This is a genomic window from Rapidithrix thailandica (assembly GCF_039710355.1).
Classification (GTDB): Bacteria; Bacteroidota; Bacteroidia; order Cytophagales; family Flammeovirgaceae; genus Rapidithrix; species Rapidithrix thailandica.
The window spans coordinates 876,084-900,314 of sequence record NZ_JBDKWZ010000001.1 but is presented as its reverse complement, the minus strand read 5'-3'; the positions used below and the strand labels follow the sequence as shown (position 1 = coordinate 900,314).

At 40.9% G+C, this 24,231-nt stretch carries 19 protein-coding genes and 4 tRNA genes; 5 read left to right on the top strand and 18 right to left on the bottom strand.

Annotated elements, in window-relative coordinates:
- Window positions 1–54 precede the first annotated feature (54 nt).
- The 9 genes from AAG747_RS03370 to AAG747_RS03330 all read right to left on the bottom strand — a co-directional run bounded on the left by AAG747_RS03370 (window position 55) and on the right by AAG747_RS03330 (window position 12,577).
- Window positions 55–1,953, bottom strand: coding sequence for a cytochrome c oxidase subunit I (locus AAG747_RS03370; protein ID WP_346819706.1), 1,899 nt, complete (start codon window positions 1,951–1,953; stop codon window positions 55–57).
- A gap of 32 nt (window positions 1,954–1,985) precedes the next feature.
- Window positions 1,986–3,014 carry a cytochrome c oxidase subunit II gene (locus tag AAG747_RS03365; protein ID WP_346819705.1) on the bottom strand — a complete coding sequence of 343 codons (1,029 nt, stop codon included), beginning with the start codon at window positions 3,012–3,014 and terminating at the stop codon, window positions 1,986–1,988.
- Window positions 3,015–3,177: 163 nt separating this feature from the next.
- Window positions 3,178–4,500 (bottom strand): quinol:cytochrome C oxidoreductase, encoded by a 1,323-nt coding sequence (locus tag AAG747_RS03360; RefSeq protein WP_346819704.1) that lies wholly within the window; start codon window positions 4,498–4,500, stop codon window positions 3,178–3,180.
- Between the two features lie 48 nt (window positions 4,501–4,548).
- Window positions 4,549–5,217: a c-type cytochrome gene (locus AAG747_RS03355; RefSeq protein WP_346819703.1), complete on the bottom strand. Its 669-nt coding sequence runs from the start codon at window positions 5,215–5,217 to the stop codon at window positions 4,549–4,551.
- 18 nt (window positions 5,218–5,235) lie between these two features.
- Entirely contained in the window at window positions 5,236–5,847 is a 612-nt protein-coding gene (locus AAG747_RS03350; RefSeq protein ID WP_346819702.1) for a DUF3341 domain-containing protein, read from the bottom strand.
- Window positions 5,848–5,874: 27 nt separating this feature from the next.
- Entirely contained in the window at window positions 5,875–7,308 is a 1,434-nt protein-coding gene (gene nrfD, locus AAG747_RS03345; RefSeq protein ID WP_346819701.1) for an NrfD/PsrC family molybdoenzyme membrane anchor subunit, read from the bottom strand.
- Window positions 7,309–7,370: 62 nt separating this feature from the next.
- Window positions 7,371–10,586, bottom strand: a complete 3,216-nt coding sequence (locus tag AAG747_RS03340) for a TAT-variant-translocated molybdopterin oxidoreductase (protein ID WP_346819700.1) — start codon at window positions 10,584–10,586, stop codon at window positions 7,371–7,373.
- A 56-nt stretch (window positions 10,587–10,642) separates the two neighbouring features.
- Window positions 10,643–11,935, bottom strand: coding sequence for a c-type cytochrome (locus tag AAG747_RS03335; RefSeq protein WP_346819699.1), 1,293 nt, complete (start codon window positions 11,933–11,935; stop codon window positions 10,643–10,645).
- Between the two features lie 568 nt (window positions 11,936–12,503).
- Window positions 12,504–12,577 (bottom strand) — tRNA-Cys (locus AAG747_RS03330).
- 396 nt (window positions 12,578–12,973) lie between these two features.
- Here AAG747_RS03330 and AAG747_RS03325 point away from each other — a divergent pair.
- Window positions 12,974–14,149 (top strand): pyridoxal phosphate-dependent aminotransferase, encoded by a 1,176-nt coding sequence (locus tag AAG747_RS03325; RefSeq protein ID WP_346819698.1) that lies wholly within the window; start codon window positions 12,974–12,976, stop codon window positions 14,147–14,149.
- Window positions 14,146–15,012 (top strand): prephenate dehydrogenase, encoded by an 867-nt coding sequence (locus tag AAG747_RS03320; protein ID WP_346819697.1) that lies wholly within the window; start codon window positions 14,146–14,148, stop codon window positions 15,010–15,012. The genes AAG747_RS03325 and AAG747_RS03320 overlap by 4 nt, the downstream gene beginning before the upstream one ends.
- Before the next feature lie 79 nt (window positions 15,013–15,091).
- Here the strand turns inward: AAG747_RS03320 and AAG747_RS03315 are convergent, their stop codons facing one another.
- The 3 genes from AAG747_RS03315 to AAG747_RS03305 form a co-directional block, all read right to left on the bottom strand.
- A complete protein-coding gene (locus AAG747_RS03315; RefSeq protein WP_346819696.1) occupies window positions 15,092–15,247 on the bottom strand; it encodes a hypothetical protein in 156 nt (51 codons plus the stop codon).
- A 28-nt stretch (window positions 15,248–15,275) separates the two neighbouring features.
- On the bottom strand, window positions 15,276–16,169 hold the full coding sequence (locus AAG747_RS03310; protein WP_346819695.1) for a tetratricopeptide repeat protein: 894 nt from the start codon (window positions 16,167–16,169) through the stop codon (window positions 15,276–15,278).
- 185 nt (window positions 16,170–16,354) lie between these two features.
- Window positions 16,355–17,326 (bottom strand): vWA domain-containing protein, encoded by a 972-nt coding sequence (locus AAG747_RS03305; RefSeq protein ID WP_346819694.1) that lies wholly within the window; start codon window positions 17,324–17,326, stop codon window positions 16,355–16,357.
- A 229-nt stretch (window positions 17,327–17,555) separates the two neighbouring features.
- On the opposite strand from AAG747_RS03305, the gene AAG747_RS03300 reads away from it, so the two are divergent.
- The 3 genes from AAG747_RS03300 (at window position 17,556) to AAG747_RS03290 (ending at window position 17,824) form a co-directional block, all read left to right on the top strand.
- Window positions 17,556–17,645 (top strand) — tRNA-Ser (locus AAG747_RS03300).
- 9 nt (window positions 17,646–17,654) lie between these two features.
- A tRNA-Pro gene (locus AAG747_RS03295) sits at window positions 17,655–17,729 on the top strand.
- Window positions 17,730–17,747: 18 nt separating this feature from the next.
- Window positions 17,748–17,824, top strand: a tRNA-Arg gene (locus tag AAG747_RS03290).
- 118 nt (window positions 17,825–17,942) lie between these two features.
- On the opposite strand, the gene AAG747_RS03285 is transcribed toward AAG747_RS03290, so the two are convergent.
- The 6 genes from AAG747_RS03285 to AAG747_RS03260 all read right to left on the bottom strand — a co-directional run bounded on the left by AAG747_RS03285 (window position 17,943) and on the right by AAG747_RS03260 (window position 24,117).
- Entirely contained in the window at window positions 17,943–18,155 is a 213-nt protein-coding gene (locus AAG747_RS03285) for a transposase (protein ID WP_430300547.1), read from the bottom strand.
- 342 nt (window positions 18,156–18,497) lie between these two features.
- A complete protein-coding gene (gene porN, locus AAG747_RS03280; protein ID WP_346819693.1) occupies window positions 18,498–19,376 on the bottom strand; it encodes a type IX secretion system ring subunit PorN/GldN in 879 nt (292 codons plus the stop codon).
- Window positions 19,377–19,383: 7 nt separating this feature from the next.
- A complete protein-coding gene (gene porM / locus AAG747_RS03275) occupies window positions 19,384–20,988 on the bottom strand; it encodes a type IX secretion system motor protein PorM/GldM (protein ID WP_346819692.1) in 1,605 nt (534 codons plus the stop codon).
- A gap of 75 nt (window positions 20,989–21,063) precedes the next feature.
- On the bottom strand, window positions 21,064–21,879 hold the full coding sequence (gene porL, locus AAG747_RS03270; protein ID WP_346819691.1) for a type IX secretion system motor protein PorL/GldL: 816 nt from the start codon (window positions 21,877–21,879) through the stop codon (window positions 21,064–21,066).
- 75 nt (window positions 21,880–21,954) lie between these two features.
- Window positions 21,955–22,995, bottom strand: coding sequence for a T9SS ring complex lipoprotein PorK/GldK (porK, locus tag AAG747_RS03265; RefSeq protein ID WP_346819743.1), 1,041 nt, complete (start codon window positions 22,993–22,995; stop codon window positions 21,955–21,957).
- A 159-nt stretch (window positions 22,996–23,154) separates the two neighbouring features.
- Window positions 23,155–24,117, bottom strand: coding sequence for a PorP/SprF family type IX secretion system membrane protein (locus AAG747_RS03260; protein WP_346819690.1), 963 nt, complete (start codon window positions 24,115–24,117; stop codon window positions 23,155–23,157).
- Window positions 24,118–24,231: the final 114 nt, after the last annotated feature.

Here is a 24,231-nt window from a genome sequence, read left to right as displayed (position 1 = left end):
ATTCCAGGTGGCTTTGAGCTTTTATGATTTAAAGAGATTGCTTAACGCTGCTTATTAAGCTTCTCCATTGTCTTCTTTTAAGACTCTAGCGCCTTTCTGTTTTTCTTCTTGTTCTAATTTTGCCAATTCTTTTTCTTGTGCAAAGTTAGATTCAGGTGTGTCAGAGAAAGGAACGTTTTGAGGGATGAAATCCTCTGATGCTCCGGGCTTACTGTAATCGTAAGGCCAACGGTATACGGTAGGCACTTCACCCGGCCAGTTGCCATGCCCCGGTTCTACAGGAGTTGTCCACTCCAAGGTATTGGATTTCCAAGGGTTCTTCGTAGCTTTCTTACCCCGGTAGATACTATAGAAGAAGTTAAATACAAAGATAAACTGAGCGAACACGGTGATGATTGCGGCTACACTGATCAACATATTCAAGTCAGAGAAACTGCTGAAGGCATCAAACTTCGTGAAAGAGTAATATCTTCTAGGGAATCCGGCAATACCGATATAGTGCATAGGGAAGAACACCATATAAGCCCCAGCGAAGGTCAACCAGAAATGTACGTATCCCAATTTTTCGTTCATCATACGTCCGTACATTTTCGGGAACCAGTGATAAATACCGGCCATCATCCCGAAGAAGGAGGCACTACCCATTACCAAGTGGAAGTGAGCAACTACGAAATAGGTATCGTGCAATTGGATATCCAATGCTGAGTTCCCTAAGATAATCCCCGTAAGACCACCTGAGATGAACAAAGACACCAAACCGATTGAGAATAACATAGCCGGAGTAAACACGATATTCCCTTTCCAAAGAGTGGTCAGATAATTAAAGGACTTCACCGCAGAAGGTACCGCAATGATCAGCGTCAATAACATAAAGACGGTTCCGAGGAAGGGGTTCATCCCTGACACGAACATATGGTGTGCCCATACGATAAATGACAGGACGGCAATACCCAAGATAGATCCAACCATAGCTCTGTAACCAAAGATCGGCTTGCGAGCGCTGGTAGAAATGACTTCTGAGGTGATACCCAATGCAGGTAACAATACAATATATACTTCAGGGTGACCTAAGAACCAGAACAAGTGCTGATATAAAACAGGACTTCCTCCTACGTTCGCTAAGGCCTCGCCGGCAATATAGATTTCGTTTAAGTAGAAACTTGTTCCGAAGCTACGGTCGAAGATCAACAACAAAGCGGCAGCGAATAACACCGGGAAGGCCAAAAGACCAATTGCCGCAGTGATGAAAAACGCCCATACCGTCAACGGCAACTTGGCGAAAGACAAGCCATTGGTCCGCATGTTAATAACCGTACTAATATAGTTTACACCTCCTAACAGTTGAGATACGATGAACAAAGCCATACTCGCCAGCCAGAGAGTCATCCCCAAGCCGGAACCGGACATTGCTTGCTCCAAGGCACTCAAAGGCGGATAAGCTACCCAACCTCCGGAGGCAGGACCTGTTTCGATAAATAAAGACACCAACATGACCACACTGGAAAGGAAAAAGAACCAGTACGACAACATGTTCATGAAACCGGAAGCCATATCACGGGCTCCGATTTGTAAAGGGATCAAGAAGTTACTGAAAGTACCACTCAAGCCGGCCGTAAGCACAAAGAATACCATGATGGTACCGTGCATGGTCACAGCGGCCAGGTAAAATTCCTGATCTAACTTTCCTGCTTCTGTAATCCATTTGCCCAGAATCGGTCTTAAGAATTCCAGACTGGCTTCAGGAAACCCTAACTGCAAACGGAAGATCAAAGACAAGGCCCCTCCGATCAATGCCCAGAACATCCCTGTGATCAGGAATTGCTTGGCGATCATTTTGTGATCCAGGGAGAAAACATATTTGGAAAAAAAGTTTTCATGATGGTGTTCATGATCTCCGTGATGATCATCTCCACCATGCACCATTTCTTTTATATCAATGTCTACGGTTGACATATGCCTATATTTAAAATATTTATACTATTACTTTATTTCTTCTCTTCAACTTGTGCAAGTTCTTCAGGTTGCCCCAAGGCTTTGGCAAGTACATCAGGGTTTTTAGAAGCCCAAGGCTCTTGCTCGCTGTACCATTTGTCAAACTCTTCCGGTTCGAGTACTTCCACAGCCAGTTTCATTGCAAAGTGGCTACTTCCACAAATTTCCGTACAAGCCATCTCATAGTTGAAATTCGGGTTGTTGGTTTCTACCCGCATTTCTTCGGTGGTTTTGGTTGGCGTAAAGCAGAAGTTGGTTTGCATTCCTGGTACCGCATCCATTTTCACACGAAAATGAGGTAAGAACACACTATGAATCACATCTCTGGAGCGGATTTTCAAGTTAACAGGGCGTCCTTTAGGCAAGATTAATTTACCGGGGATAAAATCATCTAAGGATTTCGGATCGGTAAAGTCGACTCCCATGGAGTTGGTCGCATCGATTTTCAAGAAATCGTGACGGCCTACTTTTCCGTCTTTTCCTCCATAGCGTAATTGCCAGTTAAATTGTTTTCCCATTACCTCAATTTCCACGGCTTCATCAGGAGCCGGAGACGTAATATCTGACCACACTCTCCATCCCGAAAACACCAAGACGGTCATTACAAGGGCAGGAATAACTGTCCAGACCAGCTCAAGTTTATCATTTTCAGGAAAAAACAAAGCCTTTCTTCCTTCTTTGTATTGATACTTATACGGAAAAAAGAATAATAATAAGTGGGTCGCAAAAAAGGCAACCATAATTACAGCTATGGTGATCCAAAACAGTTCGTCTGTTTTCACACCATGTAGGGAAGAAGCTTCCGGAAGCAAATCTTCTTTGGCAATTCCCGAATACCAGAAAATCAAGCCGAACATCCCTACAAACGATACAGGGAACAGCAAGGCGTTAATTTTATTACTGGTAGAGGCCTTCTTTTCAGAATCTCCTTTCGCAATACTCACCAGTACAATTATCCTGTAGACCAGGACAAAAACGGCTAAAAGTAAAAATCCTCCTAATAAAAATAGAGCGGTAGTCATATTCAGATTTAGATTAATTCATTCCGGTAGTACAACAGTTGTCTCAAAAATCCCATCCGGAGGGACGATGTACAGATGCGGTTTCCTCCGATCTGTACATTATCCGTTTTTTGATATATCTATTTGTGTAAAGATACTGTTTGGAGTTTATAAATCTGCAGGATCAGGTGTGATGATGCAGACTTTCCTCCAACATTGGGTGTTTTTTAGGTATCAAAGGCAACTTGGTCAGTGCATTAGCCACTACAAAGGCAAATACGGCCAAGTAAATCATGGTTAACCCAATTTCCAGGAAGCCAAAGTTTCCGTGGCCTTTTAAGGTACCCGGCGTTACCATCAGGTAGAAATCCAGCCAGTGCCCGATCAGTACGATTACACAGACAATTTTCAATAATATAATTTTTCTCTTGGCATCTCTGGTCATTAAGCCCAGGAATGGGAAGAAGAAATTCAGGAACAAGTTGATAAAGATAAATTTGGAGTAGTAGTCACTGTTCAACCTTTCCCAGAAATAGACGGTCTCTTCAGGAATGTTGGCATAGTAAATCAACAAGAACTGAGAGAACCAGATGTATGTCCAGAAAATGCTAAATCCGAATACAAACTTACCCATATCGTGTAAGTGATTTTCGTTCAAGACTTTCATAAACCCTGCATCCTTCAACAATACAGCGATCAAAGTAATCGCGGCTAAGCCGGAAACGAACCAACTGGCAAACACATACCAACCGAACATGGTACTGTACCAGTGTGTATCAATAGACATGATCCAATCCCAAGCAGCTACGGAAGAAGAAATTCCAAAGAAAATCAGGAAGGCCCCCGAAAGCTTTGTCGTGTTTTTGTACAATTTCACTCCGCCAATGGATTCTTCTTTTCCGGATTGCTTTCTTAACATCCAAGCAAACAAGATCCATACGCCTAAGAAAATGATTAAACGAGACCAATAGAACGGTAAGTTCAAAAAGCCTACTTTCCCGGCAATGATGGCATCGTAGTTATCAGAAGCCGGGTCAGCAATCCCCTCGTGAGTCCAGTGGAACAAATCGTGATTTGCAAAAAAGAAAGTCACAATCATCAAGACAGCCGCAATGGGCAAAAAAGTACTCAATGCAGACATAATACGTAATAAAACGACTGACCAACCTGCATTGGCAATATACTGGATCGCGAAGAAGAATACGCCAATGATGGCAATTCCGATAAAGTAGATATTGTTAATCCATAAGTTGGCATACAAGCGTTGTATCCAGTGGAAGCCGTGTCCTTCAGCCTCTACGGCTGCGGCCCCTTGAACAGAAGCGGTGGAAGCCGCATTTATCAATTCACCGTGATGATCGCCATGGTGTTCGCCTCCTGAACTGGACACCTGGAACAAACCGATCACAAATAACACCAATCCGATTCCCAAAATGATCGCCAGGTTTTTCTTCAACTTGGGAGAGATTTGAAAATACTCCTCAACGTTTTTGATCTCGTGACTCATTGTAAAGCTATTTTATATCTGCAATGACTGCTTGACTGATCCTAAAGATTAATTTTCCCCTTTTTGTAACTTCTGTACATAATGTACGACCTTCCAACGCTCCTCAGGGTTCAACTGGGACTTGTGAGGCCACATACGCCCTTTACCATGGGTAATCACGTGAAAGACATATCCTTCCGTCAGGGTTTTGTATCGGCCTGTAGCATAGTTAGGCACCCCTTTGTAAACATCTCCTACTTTTCCTTTACCGTCTCCGCTTTCACCGTGGCAGTGAGAGCAGTACGAAAGGTAAAGGTCTTTCCCTTCCGCTACCATCTCGTCTGTTTTCGGTACGGGGTTTTTCAAGATACGGCCGGCCAAATCCACGCTGTCTTTGTGTAAGTCATAATACAAGATCGGTTGATCCAATGTATTGACATTATTTTTCGTGACAGAGGAAAAGTTTTGCCGGGGAACGGTCCCTTCTACCGGTTTTAAGACGTTCATCGGCTTTTTGCCATTGTAGTCGTTATAAGGGGTAGAATTTGCAATATAGAAGCGGCTTCCTATGACCCCCTCCGGAAATTCCTCGTGGGTAATCTGGCTCAAAGGCTCGTAAGGAACCGAATGGTACATATTCGGGGCATATTCCACACCGGGATAATTTTTATCCGCCTTACAGCCCCATAATGCCAATCCTATAAATCCAATCGTAAAAATATAGAGCGCTCTTAACATCGTATATTTAATTTTTTATTAGCTGAGTTTTCTACTTGAACTAGTGACACCATTCGTAAACAGATCTACCACGTATTTGATGAAAGAGCCTTCGTTTTCTTCATCGGTAAAGTCTTTTCTGTAAACTTCTTCTGCCTCTACCTCTTTCAACACAGCATTGATTTGCTCTTCTCCCATCCGGTTAGCCGCCAAGTCAATGGTCATCACGTGTTTATCGTCCGTACTTCTGCGGTCAAAGATTTTCGGCACTTTATGCGGCTTCAAATCACTGATAAAAAAGAAGGTAAAAGACATTCCGAAAGCTGACAACAATACGGTCAACTCAAAAGTAATAGGCACAAAATCCGGAATTGCGATAAAAGGTTTACCTCCAATAATCATCGGCCAATCCACTCCCATCATCAAGGATTGCATCAAAATGGCCAGGATGGTGCCGGTAAGGCCGAAAAAGAAAGCGGCTATGGGCATTTTTGAACGGGCATACCCCAAGGCATGTTCCAGTCCGTGCACCGGAAAAGGAGAATAAACTTCGTCAATTTTCACTCCTCGATTACGCACTTCCCTTACCGCCTTTAATAAGACATCCTGGTCGTCAAAAATACCTACTGTAAAGTGTTTATTCTTTTCCATAAGAATTTAAGTTCTCCGTTTTGTCGTTTAAGCTATTTCGTGTTCACGTACTCTGTCTTCCTCAGGTACTAAATCGTTGCTAATGGTATCCCGTCCCCGGTATACTTTAGAGCTGGATTCTTTCAGAATGGCCTTCACCTCCGCCATGTTAATCACAGGGAAGAACTTGGCAAACAAGAAGAATAAAGTAAAGAATAAGCCGAAAGTGAACACATAACACATGATATCGTATACAGAAGGAGTGAAATATGCCCAGCTGGAAGGTAAGAAATCTCTGTGCAGGGAAGTAACGATAATTACAAATCGCTCAAACCACATTCCGATATTCACCACTACCGAAAGGAAGAAAGTCATGGTGATACTGGTTCTGATTTTCTTAAAGTAGAATAACTGAGGTGAAATCACATTACACGTCATCATTGACCAGTATGCCCACCAGTAAGGTCCGGTCATACGGTTGACGAAAGCATATTGCTCGTAAGGGACTTGCGAGTACCAAGCAATCACAAACTCAGTAATATAAGCAATACCCACAATGGAGCCTGTAACCAAAATGATGACGTTCATCATTTCGATGTGTTCCATTGTGATATAATCTTTTAATTTATACACGTGGCGGGTGATCAACATCAAGGTCAATACCATGGCAAATCCTGAGAAAATCGCACCGGCAACGAAGTAAGGAGGGAAAATGGTGGTGTGCCACCCGGGAATTACTGACGTTGCAAAGTCAAAAGATACGATGGTGTGAACAGAAAGTACCAGAGGCGTTGAAAGTCCCGCCAGAATCAAAGAAACCGATTCGTAGTGCATCCAGGTTTTGGCCGATCCGTTGAACCCAAGGCTTAACATACCGTAAACCAAACGAGATCCTTTAGTAGTGGCACGGTCACGGATAGTGGCAAAATCAGGTACCAGGCCAATGAACCAGAACAACAAAGAGACCGAGAAATAAGTACTGATTGCAAATACGTCCCAAAGGAGCGGGGAGTTGAAGTTTACCCACAAGGAGCCGAAGGTGTTTGGTAAAGGCAGTGCCCAGTAAGCTCCTACCCAAGGGCGTCCCATGTGAACGACCGGCCAGATGGCGGCACAAATTACGGCAAAGATGGTCATTGCCTCTGCAGCCCGGTTAATGGAAGTTCTCCACTTTTGACGGAACAATAACAAAATGGCGGAAATCAGGGTACCTGCGTGACCAATACCTACCCACCATACGAAGTTGGTAATATCCCAAGCCCATTGTACCGTTCGGTTCAAACCCCATCTACCAATCCCATTCCACAGCATATCGCCTAAGAAATACCCTCCGGTAAATAGCACCACCAGGGAGATGAAGAAGGCCACAAACCACGACTTAGTGGGAGCGTTCTCCACGTGCCTACTGATATCTTCGGTAACATCTTTGATCGTCTTGCCTCCCGTTACCAAAGGCTCTCGCACTTCTGAAACTATTTGCATAATCTATTTCGGTATATCTGTTTAATAGATGATTATTTTGATAGCGTATTTTAACGTCTGAATTAAGATACTGACTCTTCGTTGTTTCTGACTTTGGTCAAGTACCAGATGTTCGGGTTTACTGCAAGCTCTTGCAACACATTGTAAGCCCGTTCTTCTAATTCAGACTCCATAGCCGTACGGATTCCACTCTTTTGGTCGTTCAAATCCCCAAAAGTAATTGCATTTGATGGACAAGCACTGGCACAGGCCGTACTCACATCGCCATCGTTTACCAATCTTCCTTCGCGTTTGGCTTTTAATTTACCGGTCTGGATTCGTTGTACACACATAGAACATTTTTCCATAACCCCTCTGGATCTCACCGTCACATCCGGGTTCAAGACCATTTTACCCAGGTCATTGTTCATGTAGTAATCGAATTCGTCATTGGTGTGGTACTTAAACCAGTTGAAACGTCTTACTTTGTACGGGCAGTTGTTTGCACAATATTTCGTACCCACACAACGGTTGTAAGTCATTTGGTTCAAGCCTTCGCTACTGTGAGTCGTAGCCGCTACCGGACATACGGTTTCACAAGGAGCATTATTACAATGCTGGCACATCATCGGCTGGAATACCACCTCAGGATTTTCAGCCACTTGCTCTAACTCTTCGTAAGAAGAAGCCCCTTTAGGTGAGCTGTAGTAACGGTCGATACGCAACCAGTGCATCTCTCTGCGCTTCACAACTTCTTCCTTACCGACTACAGGCACGTTATTTTCAACGTTACACGCAACGATACAAGCCGAACAACCATTACAGGCATTCAGGTCGATCATCATACCCCAGTGGTGATTGTTGTAGTGGTGAGTATCGGCTTTCAGACCTAAACGATCCATCCAGATACCTTCCGCGCGCTCAGGCGCTTCTCCACGTTTGTATCCTTGGTTATCAATATCCCAAAGTGAAATATCACTAGGATCTTCTTTCTCTTGATAAGTGGAAATTTTCGGTTTGTAGCTTCCGGCAGCAGGGTTTTTCTTGTACTCAGCCAAAGTGGTTTCTTGGATGATTGTTTCCCTGCCCATGAAAGTATTGTGCGTTTGGGTTTGAGCGATTTCCTCCATATCACCGGTAGCTTCAATTTTCACATCCGCTACACTGTAACTCACTACATCTCCGCTCAATGATGCGAATTGGAAGGCATTCACCCCAGCCGCTTGGGCTGCTACTTTTCCCGCATGTTTTTCATTTTTTCCGTATCCGAAGTTGATAGAAACCGTACCGTTGGCTTGCCCTGGCTGTACAATTACCGGCAGGGTAATTTCATTGCCATTTACAGTCAACTTCGCAACACTGGTCTTGGTTTCGAATTTGGTAAAGCCTAATTCCGTAGCCATTTTCTGAGGTACAGAAACAAAATTACCCCAACATACTTTTGAAATAGGCTCAGGGGTTTCTTGCAAAATCGGATTGTTAGCTTGAGTACCCACCCCCATAACCGGGCTGGCATACAAGACTAATTCCGTGCCCTTTCCTTCTGCACTGTAATTCTTTTTGATATCTCCGGCTACCGAGGCAATGTCATATGCAAAACCAGTGCTCTCCACTTCTCCTTCTATTTGTACAACAGCACTTTGATGAACACTTTGATAACCTTCAGGTAAGGTTGGCTCAAAGATACCATCGTGCAATGCTTTGATCCAGAATTTCTCGAACTCAGCTTCTTCGCTTTGTAAGGTAAAAATGGATTCTTTCCAGAAGTTTTTCAGATAATCGTGGAATGAGCTCTCTCCACCCATCCAGGTGATTAGAGAATCCTGTACTTGACGAGTGTCAAAAATAGTAGAGATGGTAGGTTGTCCCAAGCTAAATTTACCATGCTTAGGCTCGGCATCGTTCCATGACTCTAAGAAGTGAGAGTCAGGACAGTTATAAGTACAAAGAGAAGCGGTTTCGTTAAGGCGATCGTTAGTCGCTATGGAAATCTTCGCTTTGCTAATATTTTCTTTAATGGAACTTCCTAAAGGATGGTCATAGACAGGGTTGGTATTGTAAAAGATTACTGCCCCTACTCTGCCTTTACCCAAGTCATTTACAAACTGCTTCATCGCCAGATCATCTCCTTGCTTTTGGTAAGAAGGAGCGTTCACATCAACGGTAGCATTGTAGTTGCCCAGCATTTCATTGATATTGTTCACCAAAGCTTGAACCGATACATCGTTGATGCCCGAAACCACTAAGGATTTTCCTTGTGCTTTGAGCAATTCATTGGCTGCGATATCAATATTAGCCGCTTCTACATTAGGGACATTGACAGTTACACCACCGGTTTTCTTAGCGATGATATTGTGCAACTTCGCCACTGCCAAACCTAACTGAGAAGGTTTCAAAGCAGTTCTATAATCCGCATTTGCTCCAGTTAATGACATTCTTGTCTCAAACTGGAAATGCTTGTTCATATCTCGTTTATTCTTATTGACTTTGCGGTTGTCAGCATATTGTTTCGAAAACTCGATATCAGAAACCCAGTTACCCAGGAAGTCCGCATCAAAACTTACCACTACATCTGCTTTTGCAAAATCATAAGACGGAACCACCGCTTTACCATATTGCAAGCTATGCGACTTGGCAATGGCATATTGTGACTCCTGATCGTACATCACCAACTTGGCGCTGGGATACTTCTCTTGAAAGTCGCGAATTACTTTTTTCGTAGACGGACTCAAGAGGGTATTACTTACTATATAGATAGCGCTACCGGCTCCGGCAGCTTTTTCCAAAGCACTTTTAATTTCTTTATCAGCAGTAGCCCAATCCGTTTTTTGTCCTTGCTTGCTTGGGTTTTTCGTCTTTTCAATATCATAAAGACCTAACACCGAAGCCTGCACACGGGCATTGGTACCTCCGTAGGATACGGAGCTGAAGTTATTTCCTTCTACTTTAATAGGCCTTCCTTCCCGGGTTTTCACCAATACGGCACAGTAGTCACCACCTTCCATATAAGTAGAAGCGTAGTAGTTCGGCACCCCCGGATCTACTTCTTCAGGTTTATTTAAGTAAGGGATTGCTTTTTTTACGGGAGCTTCACAAGCGGCCATGGATACGGCAGCTACACTAAAGCCCATTAATTTTAAGAAATCTCTACGGTTCGTTCCTTCACCAGAATTATCTCCGTAAGCGTCTTGTATAGGTAAATGTTGTGGAAATTCGTTCTCTTCGTTTTTAACAAAATGCGGATCATTAGTCAGCTGCTCAACCCCCTTCCAGTAAACCTTTTTGTTTTGTTTTTCCATAATCTATGTGAAATTAACGGAATTTCTAGAACTCGAAATTTAAATAACAATTAAGATTAGTAATGACATTTAGCACATTCTAAACCTCCAATATCCTCCACAGTCATTGGATCTTTACTGTTTTTAGAATGCAGCTCAACTAATTTATCATAGTAAGCATTTCCTTCGGTATTCACCTCTGTTTTTCTATGACAGTCGATACACCATCCCATCGTTAAGAGGGAGAACTGCTGTACAACTTCCATTTCCTTTACATCACCGTGACATTGCTCACACTCCAATCCGGCCACCTTCACGTGTTGAGAGTGGTTAAAATAAGCCAAATCAGGAAGGTTATGCACCCTCACCCATTGGATAGGCTCATCGTTTTCGATGGCTGCATAAATTTTTTGAATATTCGGAGAAGTGGTTCGAATCGTATTATGACAGTTCATACAGATATTCGCTGATGGGATGTTGGCATTTTTACTTTTTTCAACCCCTGTATGACAGTATTTACAATCAATCTCATAGTAACCGGCATGCAGTTTATGAGAGAAAGGAATCGGCTGCTCGGGCGCATACCCTTGTTGTACTCCGATAGAGAACAGGCCGTCTACCGTAGCTTTTAATACTACCGCCAAGAATACGAAAGAAACCACCCCGATAAACCCTTGACTTTGCAACAGGTTTTTCAACTGGAAGCGCTGACTGATAAACTCTTTATCTTCCTCGCTAAGATCTTCTTTCTGCTTCAGGTAGCGGGTAAGCATTGCGATCAGCATGACCATTGCGATCAACAAGATCACCAATAGAAGCACCAATCCGGCAATAACCGCAAGTAATAAATTCGGATCCACTGCATTTTGATCTGCTGCAACATCCCCACCCGTTGACGAAGCTGGAGTTTCAGCCACAGCAGGCCCTTTTACCGTCTCATCTTTTACATAAGCCAAGATGGACATAATATCCTCGTCCGAAAGGAAATCGTGGTTGGGCATGATTTGCTTATACTCTTTGAACAAGGCCTGTGCATAAGCATCACCACTATCAATGACTTTTTGAGGGTATTTAATGAAGTTTGTCAACCAAGCGACATCCTTTCTTTCATATACATTTTTCAAAGCAGGGCCTACCACTTTTTCATGCACACTATGACATTGCGCACAGTTTCCGTCAAAGATTTCCTTTCCTTTAGAAATCACCGCGGCATCGGCAGGTATTCCATCTCCACTTCCTGCATCAGCAGCTTCTGTAGTTTGTGCTGCATCCTCTGAAGTTTCTTGTGCCCAGAGAGGCTGAGCAAATAAAAACAGTGAGATGAAAAGAACATACAAATTGCGACAAAGTACACGTCTACAAGCCTTCATATATAGCGTAATGGTTTGGAAAAATTTTAACCTATTTAAATCCGCTGCAAATGTAATACGCAATGCTATTTTAACAAACAGATTCACCATTTAAAACCAGAGTGAAAACTTGCTTCAAAAGACAAAACAAAACAATAATAAATAACTGATTAACAAGTAATTAAAACAAAAGAAGAAAGCCTCAATTCTATTTAGACTCATTCTAAATTAAAGCCAAAATGAAACCTTTTCAAAGGTATAAAATAAAAAGTGCAACTGTGTATGAACCCCTTTGAAAGACTACAAATATGTTATAAATGAACCTATTAGAATAGCTGGAAGCAAGCCTCTATGGCTGTTCTGATTTCCGAAAAGTATTTGAGATTGATCGCATTCACTTTAAAAAGTGAGTTCTTAAGGTTAAGATCAAATTCAATGAATTAAGTAGGATTATTCAAGGAGGTAGCAACTGTGAAAAAATAATCAAACTGCTTTTTATAAAAATAAGCATAATGGAGAACTCCTCATAGAGTTTAGCCAAAAAACACAGAAAAGCCATCTGACTAGCGGATCAGATGGCTTTTTATTTTGGAGGTCGCGAGCGGATTCGAACCGCTGTAAAAGGTTTTGCAGACCTCTGCCTAGCCACTCGGCCACGCGACCATAGGTCAATTATTTACGTGTGCAAAGCTATACATTAAACATTAATCTACCAATACTTTTTTCAAGATAATCTATTATTTTTCTTATCATCGCTATGCAATACTTTGGGAAGATGTTGATTTTCTGAGATTTCCCGTTGTTTATTTTAGTTTTTGCTGTTTTTTTATTTCTTGCGAACAGTTGGTTTCAAGAGTACAAGGAGCAGGTTTGCAAATTTGTTCTCCTTGATTACAAACGGTTTTTCCACGGGTCATCATCCTCTAAGGATTTTCTTACCTGAAAAAATCCCCTAAGAAATATTGAAGAAAATTTGCTTGAAAATGAAGAGATCAAAACATTTGACTATAACTTCGAAAGGATTTTATTGATTAACTATTTTAAGTAGCGTACGAAGCGATGATTATCAACACGGCTAAGCGTCTCGGAGAGACCAAAGAATATTACTTCTCTGTCAAGTTACGAGAAGTTCGGGAATTGATTGCTCAGGGGAAAGATGTCATTAACATGGGTATCGGAAACCCCGATTTGAAACCTTCCGAGCAAACTATTACGGCTTTAACGGCTGCTGCTCACAAGGAAAACGCTCATGGTTACCAGCCCTACAAAGGGGTACCGGAGTTGAGAGAGGCCATGGCCAAGTGGTACAAAAAAGTATATCAAGTGGAAATGGACCCTGCTTCAGAAATCCTTCCGTTGATTGGCTCAAAAGAAGGCATCACTCATATTTCGCTGGCCTTTTTGGACGAAGGAGACGAGGTATTGGTACCGGAGTTAGGCTATCCGGCTTACCGATCAGTAAGCACCATGTTAGGGGCTAAAATTGTGGAATATCCCTTACTGGAAAAAAACAACTGGCAACCTGATTGGGAAACCATGTATGCGACCTCCTACCCCAATGCCAAAATTATGTGGCTGAATTATCCGCATATGCCTACGGGAACGACAGCGAGCAAAAAGCTATTTGAAAAAGCGATAAAATTTGCGCATGAAAAACGCTTGTTAATTTGCCATGACAACCCGTATAGCCTGATCTTGAATCGCCAAGCTCCGTTAAGTATTTTTTCAGTAGAAGGGGCTAAAGAAGTTTGCCTGGAGTTAAACTCCATGAGCAAATCGCATAATATGGCAGGATGGCGGGTAGGCTGGCTCAATGGACGGCAAGACTATATCGATGCTGTGCTTAAAATCAAAAGCAATGTAGACTCCGGGATGTTTTTGGGAATTCAGAAGGCTGCGATCAGCGCATTAGAGAGTCCGATGGAATGGCACGAAGATCAGAATACGATTTATGAACAGCGCCAGCAAATCGTCTATCAGATATTGGATAAGCTCGAATGCCAATACTCCGCCGGACAAGCAGGTATGTTTGTTTGGGCGAAACTCCCGAAAGTGATCTCTTCAGCCGAAAAGCTTATTGATCATTTGCTATACAACTATCATATGTTCATTGCTCCAGGTTTTATTTTCGGCCCCAAAGGCGACCGGTATATCCGGATTTCGCTTTGCACCTCTCAGGAGCGCTTAGAAGAGGCCTTAAAAAGGATTCAGGATATTAATGTACAGCAATTATGAGAATCAATATCATAGGAATCGGTTTGTTGGGAGGTTCCTTTGCCATGGGTTTGCGTAAAACCAGGCCTGAATTTGAATTTATCGGAGTGGAGGCCAATCATATTCATGCTCAAAAAGCCGTAGACTTAGGCATTGTGGATAAGGTATTGCCATTGGATGAGGCCCTGGCTGTTGCCGACCTGTCAGTATTGGCCACTCCCGTGAATATCATCGAGCGACTGCTTCCGGAAGTTTTGGATAAGCTTCCCGCACATGGAAAGGTGATTGACTTAGGCTCTACCAAACAAATCATTTGCGATAAAGTCAGAAAGCACCCTAAGAGGTCACAATTTGTAGCGGCCCACCCCATGGCAGGCACCGAGAATTCCGGCCCGGATGCCGCATTTGCTACTTTGATGAAGGGGAAAACGGTGGTGATCTGTGAAAAGGAAAGCAGCGACCCTCAAGCGGTATACTTAGTCGAATCCTTGTTCAGAGAACTGGGCATGGTGATCGACTATATGAATGCAGTAGACCATGATCTTCACCTGGCTTATGTTTCTCATTTGAGCCACATCACTTCATTTGCTTTAGGACTTACTGTATTGGGGAAAGAAAAAGACGAAAAGCGGATATTTGAATTGGCCAGTACGGGGTTTTCTTCCACCGTGCGGCTTGCCAAAAGCTCTCCGGCTATGTGGGCTCCTATTTTTGCCCAAAATAAAGCCAATGTATGCCAAGCCCTTGACGGATATATTGAGAGCCTGCAAATCTTTAAAGATGCTATTCAACATAGCGAAGAACACTCTTATCAGCTGATGGAAAAAGCCAATGATATCCGGAGGATTTTATCCGGTATCGAAAAAAAGTCTGTCAATAGTTAGCCACTGTCTCACACTTTCCAGACCTAAATTAATGTAACTTTTATTCCCGAATAAGCTCTCCCTGCCCTCCCCCGGATGATCACCTAAGGCTGGTCATCCGGCTTTTGAAGTTCTCAGAAGCATGTTTTAATTTCCCTTTCGGTACAGCTTCTTTGAAACCAGATTGCTTCTCTTTCATTGTGCCGTATACAAACACAAAACCTCCCGAAGCCAAAGGCTCAAACGGGAGGTCCATTTTTCAGTCATTAAAATTTATCTTCAGACTACCAATCCGGCTTGCCGGAATTCTTCTTTTTGGTAGGTTTCTTCTGCATTTGTTGATAATACTGCACTTCATTATTCCTCATAGCATTCAAGATCATATTTGCCTTTTCCTCCGACATATTCATTTTTTGTAAGCGCTGTTGCCTCATTTGTTGCATTTTCTGATCCTGAAGCTTTTTGTTCTCCTCTTCACTATTATTTTGGCCGTCTTTATTTTGAGGCTGTTTTTCTTTCTCTTCTCCTTGTTTTTGTTTTTCAGTATCTTCTGGCTTTTGCTTCTCTTTATCTTGTTGGTCTTGGCCGCTTTGTTGATCTTCGTTTTTTTGTCCGTTCTCTTGCTTTTGTTGTTCTTTCTCTTGTTGCTGTTGTTCCTGCTTCTTTTGTTCGTCTTTTTGTTGTTGTTCTTTCTTCTCTTCTTCTTTTTTCTCCTCCTCTTTCTTTTGATCTTTCTTTTCTTCGTTTTGCTGTTGGTCTTTCAACAGCTTTTTCACCATTTCATAATTATAACGTGTTTCATCATTAGATGGATCGGCCATCAATGCTTTCTTAAAAAATGCCAAAGCTTCATCATATTTCTTTTCCGAAGCAGCCATGTACCCACGCTGGTGATTTGCAATCGCTCGTATTTTAGTGTCTTCTATATTTCCCAGGTTTTCATACATACCCGCTGCCTTCTCCATATTCTTTGTATGGTAATAACTATGGGCCAGGTTTAACATCACCTCCGGCTCACGGACATTCAATGAGTCCATTAAGTACGTATAATTTGAAATGGCTGTCTCATATTTCTGATTCATAAAAGCTTTTTCCGCAGCTTTTTTATGTTGATTTACAACACTTACATCAGGGTCGACTAACCATAGAAAACTTAATATGAGCAAACAGAATTTCATAAATAATAAAGGATCTATGTTTTTATAAGAGCATATTTAAAGTTCGCCCATTGGGCTGAAAATTTTCCTCATCAAAGGGATACCTCTCAAAGGAGAACCTCCCGCAACGAATTTTAAATATACTCTAATGACGAAATTGATTTAATAAAAATACGCTTCCGAAAGTAAATCAGAAGGCAAGCCTATTAAATTTTAACAATTTTAACGGTAATTAACAGGTCTAATAAGATCAAGACCAAAGCTAATGCCAAGAAATAAAAATACTTATTTGCGCTCACATCCATCTTAACGGAATCTCTCAATTCCCCTTTAATCTTTTCAATGGATGAGATTAGCCTTGATACATCGTTCTTGTTATTGCTAATTTCGAAATATTTCCCATCAGTCAATGAAGCCAGTTTTTCCAAAGGCTTACGGTTTAATTTTGTAATTACATCATTACCGGACCGGTCGCGTTTAAAACGATACCCTACAGGGATTTTACTACCTTGATCTGTACCTACACCTAAGGTAAAGAGTTTGATTTCCTCATCTTTAATTTTTCTGGCTACTTCCTGCGTTTCTTCTCCAAAATCTTCCCCGTCACTGATTAAAATAATGATCTTAGATTGTTGCTTGGTGGCCATATTCTCATCTTCTATCAAATGTTTTTGAAGAGCCATACGCATAGGAGGAGAAAAGTCTGTCCCGGTATTGGAAACCAAATTAGTATTTAACGTTTCGATAAACATCAACAAGGCATTCTGATCATAGGTCAAAGGACACTGTAGAAAAGCATCCGAAGAAAAGACAATTAACCCGATACGGTCAGAGGAAAAAGCCTGCACAATATTCTTCAATTCAAACTTGACCTTTTCCAAACGGGAAGGCTGGATATCGATCGCATCCATGGACCTGGATAAGTCCACGGCCAAATAAATATCCTTTCCGATTGACTGTACTTCTTTTTTCATTTCACCAAAAGAAGGGCCAAGTAAAGCCACTAACATTAATACAAAATAGCATGTACGCAAAGCGAACTTGAGTAAAACAGCTTTTGATTTACTTTTTACTTGCTGAGAGATACGAATTGTCCGCATCATAAACAAGCCATATAAACCCAGGAAAATTAGAATCAAGAAAATTTCAAAGAGTCCGAATTCTTTATAAAATGTCATAGTTTGATCGGAAATTAGCGTAGAAACTACAATTGCATATCGATCAAAGTTATACAAGTGAAGGAAATTTTACTACCACAGAAAAAAAGTTATCTATCATTAAGATTGATTTTCAATAAGTTAAAAACAAAGCTTTAAGTTATTTTAACTTTTTTTATTTAGAGTTTGCGAGAAATTAAATTGTTATTATATCTTTGCAGCACAATTAACCCCTTAGGGGGCAAAATTTGGAGAGATGGGTGAGTGGCTGAAACCAGCAGTTTGCTAAACTGCCGTACGAGCAATCGTACCGCGGGTTCGAATCCCGCTCTCTCCGCCACAGAAGTTACGGGGTGTAGCGCAGCCCGGTTAGCGCACCTGGTTTGGGACCAGGGGGTCGCAGGTTCGAATCCTGCCACCCCGACTAAGTTAACTTCTAGAAGGTTCGCTAGCTCAACTGGATAGAGCAACTGCCTTCTAAGCAGTAGGTTCCAGGTTCGAGTCCTGGGCGAATCACCAAACAGCAACTTATAGTTTTGCAAAGGTATACAAAAAGTCTTCATAACAGTTTGTTTATGAAGACTTTTTGCTTTAGAACAAATTCAGGATCAATCCGTATTTCTGGGAGATGAAATTTTCATGCATAAATATTGGCTAGTCTAAAAAGGAAGAAGTCTATATTTCTCAGGCCTCTAAACTGCCTACGGAAAGCTTTGATCTTAACATTGAAAGACTCTGCTGATGCATTGGCTTCGGTGATCGAAGAAGTTGAGAATACTCTGATAGTGATTCTGAATGGTTCTGGCCACGGTGTTGAAGGATTTGAATTGCGTTTTTTCCACCTAGTCATACCACTGTGCTAACTTGGTAAAGGCCACTACTTTGGTAGATATAGGCCAATCTCCTAACTTTACAGATTGATTTCTGGCCGCTTCAGAAGGGATTTAACAGCATTACATCTTCTATTCCAGTTATCTCACCTAAAGTGATAAAACCTTCTCTATTTACCCTCTTTAATACCTAAATCAAAGCACCTCAATTTATAAAGAGCGATAAGAAGCGTAATTCATTTAAGGAGAGAGGTAAGTACACATTATATGCTAATAGAAAAAGCTTCCGGGATTCCTCATATGAGAAACTCCGGAAGCTTTTTCTTGATGCTTAACTAAATAAGCACCTGATCTACGTCATATTAATAAGACCATAATACTGCTTCGTATTCTACCAGTTTATGTCTGTATTCTTGCGATTTTGCCAATCCTAATTTTAAATTTCCACTATAAATATCTTCAATATAGTTTCCTTTAGGATTAGAGTATTTAATAATTCTTCCAGTAAATTGCCTTAGCTCGAAAGCCTCTGCAAAGTTCTTATTTTCAGCGATATTTTGCGTGTTGTACCAAACAGCTTGAGGATTATCTACAAATAAATTTTCTACAAGCTCTTTGTAGGAAAAGGTTGCAAGTTCTTTATCAATCCCTGTTGGATATAAATCTCCAGGAATGATCAATTTAATTGATTGAATGTCATGATACATTCTTGATCTTTTTTTGTCAAAGATCAAATCTTCTTTTAACTCCAGGTAATAGATCTGCTTAGGGAAAAACTCATTGGGACCGGCATCCACAACTTCTTCTTCTCCTCCTCCGCCCCAGTTATCTCCACCACCACCCCAGGCATCTCCACCGCCCCAGGCATCATCTCCTCCAAAAATATCTTCTTCCATTCCTTCGTCAGCACCAGGCATTTTCAGATTGTCCAAAAACTCTTGGAGCGACATACGGGTAGTCAAAGAATCATTTTTGAAAGGACGCAACACACCGGCTTTAACAGCATCAATTACCAGTTTGGTAATTTCACTACCTGAAGCATAATATCCTTCATTTTGCTTTTCTCTCAAATCTAATCGCCACCATACAGTCCGCATAAACATTTTATCGGCATTTCTGATAGGTCTGAGAGAATTGTAGTTGTACCCATTCTCATCGATTTCCTGTGCAAAGGAAATCGATGAGCTAAGTACTAAAGAGGCAATGAAACAGCCAATAATTTTAATACTCTTAAACATCATAAATCTACTAGTTTATTGGAATAGTAAATATCACATCATCAAGCCCCTTAACCGCTTCTGTTTGTCCTCTAAAATTCATCCTCATCACACGCTTGATTTCAATTACAATCCGGTCACCAGACTTAGCTTTCGCTGCAAAATCTGAAACATTTACAGTTTCTGAAGTAACTTTTTTAGAAGCCAAACCTCTTTTACCTCTAGCAAGGGTAGCTTCCCAAGCCACTACTTTATAGCGAGCATCTTTAGGTAAGAAAGATTTGAAATCAGCATCAGGAATCGCTTTTACCTCAATTGATCGAGGGCCAGGAGCAGTGTAACCATTTCTCAAATCAACAGGCTTTCTACCACTGAATACTTTGATTTCCGGTTTAGGCACTGGCTTTACTCTCAACTTAATATCATCCAACTTGTTACCTGAACTGTAAACACTAAGCGTAACATTTCCTTTTGTTGGTACTACAGTTACTTCTCCCTTTTTAGAACCCTTAATAACACTTGCTCCATTAGCTTTAAAGCTTGGTTGATAAGCAGTTCCCAAAGCAGGCACATTTACTACCAACTCATTACCACAATTGTAATACAAGGCAGAAACTGCTTGAGACTGAACTTGAACAACCGGCTTGGCAACGAAGTACTCTTCAGTAACTTCAAAAGTAGTATCGCCAAGAGGAGTGTTAATTTTTATAGCTCCTTTCCAGGTCTTTTTAGCTTTCCCTTCTTTGTCATAACCTCCGCCTTGAGCTTTAAATTTAATCTGTCCAATACCTCCTTCTACACTAATAGCCTTACCATTAAAGGTCATTTCAGGTTTTGCTCCTGAAGAAGAAGCAGCCAAAAACATTTCAGCAACATACTCTGTACCAGCAGCTACCACCTGAGATTGAGGCTTTACTACTGCTACGATCTTGTCGAACTTCAACTGGTCAGCACCAACTTCCGAAGCCAATACTTCTAAAGCCTTAGCTTCTACCCTTGCAACTTTTGATTGTAATTCACTAACAATTGCCAAACAAGCTACTGCAGGAGTATGATCAAAGTTCAAATACGCAAAGTCTTTACTCTTTTGCTCTGGGTTGTTTTTATAAAGAGGGTGATCTTTACCATCCAAAGCAATTGAAGATTCGTTCAAATCTTTATGTAACTTATTGATTTCGGTTACATAGTCATTCAATTCTTTCTGGATTTTATAAGCCTCTCCCTTTTTAGAACCCTCAGGACCAATCGTATATGCCATTTGCTTATCATAATCCTTAGCTCCTAACAACACTCCTGTTTCGGGATCTTTACCGCCCGATACTTTCACGATTTCCTCTCTGAAATCACTAAGGCGTTTCATAACCTTTGAGGTAAGACTTCTAGCTTGCTCAGCTTTTTTTACTATAGAAACATCACGTTCTCTGTTTCCATTTTTCTTCACAGTCTCGCGAATTGCATCAACAGATCTAGAGTTTGTTTCAGTAGTAGTGCTTACCGAATGGCGTAAACTTTCGTCAATAAAGATAAATTTTTCCAGGACGGTATTACTGACTTGCAAGGCCAACAGAGCTGTCAGCACCAGATACATCATGCCAATCATCCGTTGCCTTGGAGATTCTTTTGCTCCTCCTGCCATATTTAATTCGTTTTAATAAGTTTATAAAAAAGTTGTCTTTAACTTAAACAAAGTGGGGAAAGGTAAGGGAGGCCCTTATCCTTTCATGGCAGTAAGCATATTACCATATACCTTGTTCAATGAGGTAAGGTTAGAAGTCAATTGAGACATCTGTTGCTTGAATGCTTGAGACTCCTTACTTGCATCAGACATACTTTCCATAGCGACAGTCAAATTACTATAGAATTTATTCATTGCTTTCAAATGACTGTTTGCATCCTTCAGCTCCATTTCATACACTGCATTCAAAGCGCCTAAGTTTTTAGTAATCACTTGAACTTGTGCATGATATTCTTTCGCATCTTTACTAGTACTAGCCATTTGGTTCATAGCTGATACGGTACCTGAATAAGCTTTATTCAAGTCTCCCATAGACTTCGTAGCTACTTGTAAAGTTCTGGCATATTCATCTGAAGCGGCAGACACATTTGTAATATCTTTCAACTTGTTAGCAGTATCATTCAATTGCTTCATACCTGCACCAAACTGCTTGAAAGAATCAGAAGACAAATTAGCTTCGGAAAGCATTTTGTCAATACCACCCAATACAGCTACTCCTTTTTCTTGAGAGTTCGTATTTGGCTTTCTATTTCCAGCTTGAGCACCAGATAATTCAGGGTAAACTTTAGCCCAATCGTAGTGTTGCTCCGGGGGAGGAGCCGGTTGGAATACACCGATTGCAAAAATCAATGACTCAGTAAGAAGTCCTACGGTCAACATAAGTCCAGCCCCTGGCCAGTGCATAATTTTAAACAAAGCACCAATTACTACAATGGCGGCTCCTAAACTAGTCGCTTTAGGAATTACAACCCTATAAATGTACTCAGCTTTAGTTTCTTGATGTTTACTCATTGTTTCAATACTTTAAAGTTAATCGGCTAAAAAATTAAAGTTACTTACGCGAAATGATTTTACTTAAATGATTGATTAATAAAACTCATACCCAGAAGATCTTCCTAATCCAGTCATTACACATCTGAATCCGATGTAAGATCTGGAAGTATCTTGAAATTCATAAGATCTGGTACCGGTTTCAATATAAAATGGAATATCTTTCCAAGACCCACCTCTTATAACTTTTCTAGGTTCGTTTTCATCATAATAAGTAGGGTTCAAATCCCATACGATTGGATAACTTGCTGGGTGGTAGGCGTCTTCACACCATTCGGCCACATTACCAGACATATCATACAGTCCATAACCGTTTGCAAAATAAGATGCAATAGGTGACGTATAAGAGAACCCATCATCGTAATAATTACCTCGTCCAGGTTTAAAGTTAGCCAAAGCACAACCTTTACCATTTCTCACATACGGCCCACCCCATGGGTATTTTGCCATATCCAGGCCACCTCTTGAAGCGTATTCCCATTCAGCTTCTGAAGGTAGTCTAAATGCAGGCATTTGAAATTTTCCTTCTGATTCACGGTAAGCGTTCAGATAATCAGTTCTCCACTTACAAAATTCTTTTGCTGCAAACCAATTAACTCCTACTACCGGATAATCATCAAAAGCAGGGTGCAAATAATAATATTCGGTCATTGGTTCTCCCATGTGATAGGTAAAGTCGGTGGTCCATACCGTAGTATCAGGATACAATTGATCCATAATCTCATCGGCAGTCCAATCAGCACTTGTATCGGAGGTCTCCAGAATATTTTCGATAAACTGACGATACTCATTATTGGTAATCTCAGTTTGATCCATAAAGAACGTTCCAATTGTGATTTGTTTGTTCAAATTGATTTTTGAAGAGGTAATATCCTCATCAGCCTGTCCCATATGGAAAGTACCTGAGGGAACAACCGTCATACCGTATGGGATTGTTTGCTCTTCCCATTCTCGATCGAGCACTCCAACAAGCTCTCCATTATCTCCCCCTTTTCCTCCGAACAAACAACTTTGAAGGAAAAAAGACAACGCAATCGAAGCTAGCGACAATCTTCTAATGATGTAGGAATTGTTCATGATAATATGAAATTTTATCTTCTTTTCAATGGAAATGATTAAGCAAAAAATTTTAAAAAGCGCAAAAACAATAACAGGATTATAAATGGTATCTAAGATTGATTTTAACAACTGTCAAGTAAAAAGCAAAAATGAATCCAAAAAAATATCCTAAAAAAATTATTCATGTCTAAACCTCGGCGTCCGGATAATTGGTCTCTCAAAAAATTTAAATGCGGGCATTTTGTATGTCAGTAACAGTTCATGTGATGTGGCTGATTTAGCTTCCCTTCCTTGCAAGGTGTAATCAAATGCATACCCAATCCGCAAACGGTTATCCTTCATCAAATGAACTCCCAATAACAAAATAGCCGCTTCTGTCTCCCGGAGAGAGACCCCCCCATAATATTTATTATCATAGGTGGCTATCAGACTTCCTTCAAAAGAGTAAAAAACGTCAAAATCAGTCTTCAATACAGCTGAAGGCGACAGAGTTAAAACCCTAGAAACCTCAAAATCAGCACCTCCCATAATTGTTAAGTGATGTACCAATTCAAAAGTTTTATCAACTAATTCAGTTTTAATCTCTGATTGTTGTAAATGATTAACACTTAATCCAGCATAATATTTTGTAGATTTAAAATAAATTCCAGCCGCAAAGTCATTTACTATTTCAGATTGTTTTCCTCCTATATTATACCGGTCATCGGGATCCACAAAGCGATATTTATCAAAGTCAATGGACAAGTTGTACAGACCGGTTCGCAGCCCAAATGATAACACTTTGTCTTTCTTGATTTTAATATGATAAGCTAATGATAACTGCCCCTCTGTAGTCGTATTATTTCCTTGTTTATCATTTGCCAAATGTAAGCCTATTCCAAAGTTATATTTTGTAAAAGGCATATTCAAACTAATTACCTGTGTATTTAAACTTCCCCCATCATCAAACGTAGGTTGATAACCTAACCATTGGGTTCTATGGATTACCGCCACTTCCATCCAGTCGGGGTCCACACCTGCATAAGCCGGGTTATAATACAACTTATTCAACATATATTGACTGAACTGGGGATCTTGCTGTCCATATAACAGAGTATTACAAAATAGCACTATGGCAATGGTTTGTACTAAACGTTTCATAATGGATTAAATTACGGCTGATTGATATTACTTAAAATAAAATTTCACTCTAATACAATATAGCAATACACTTTGCAAGCCTTTCTCAAGTAAATAAAATTTCATTATTATACA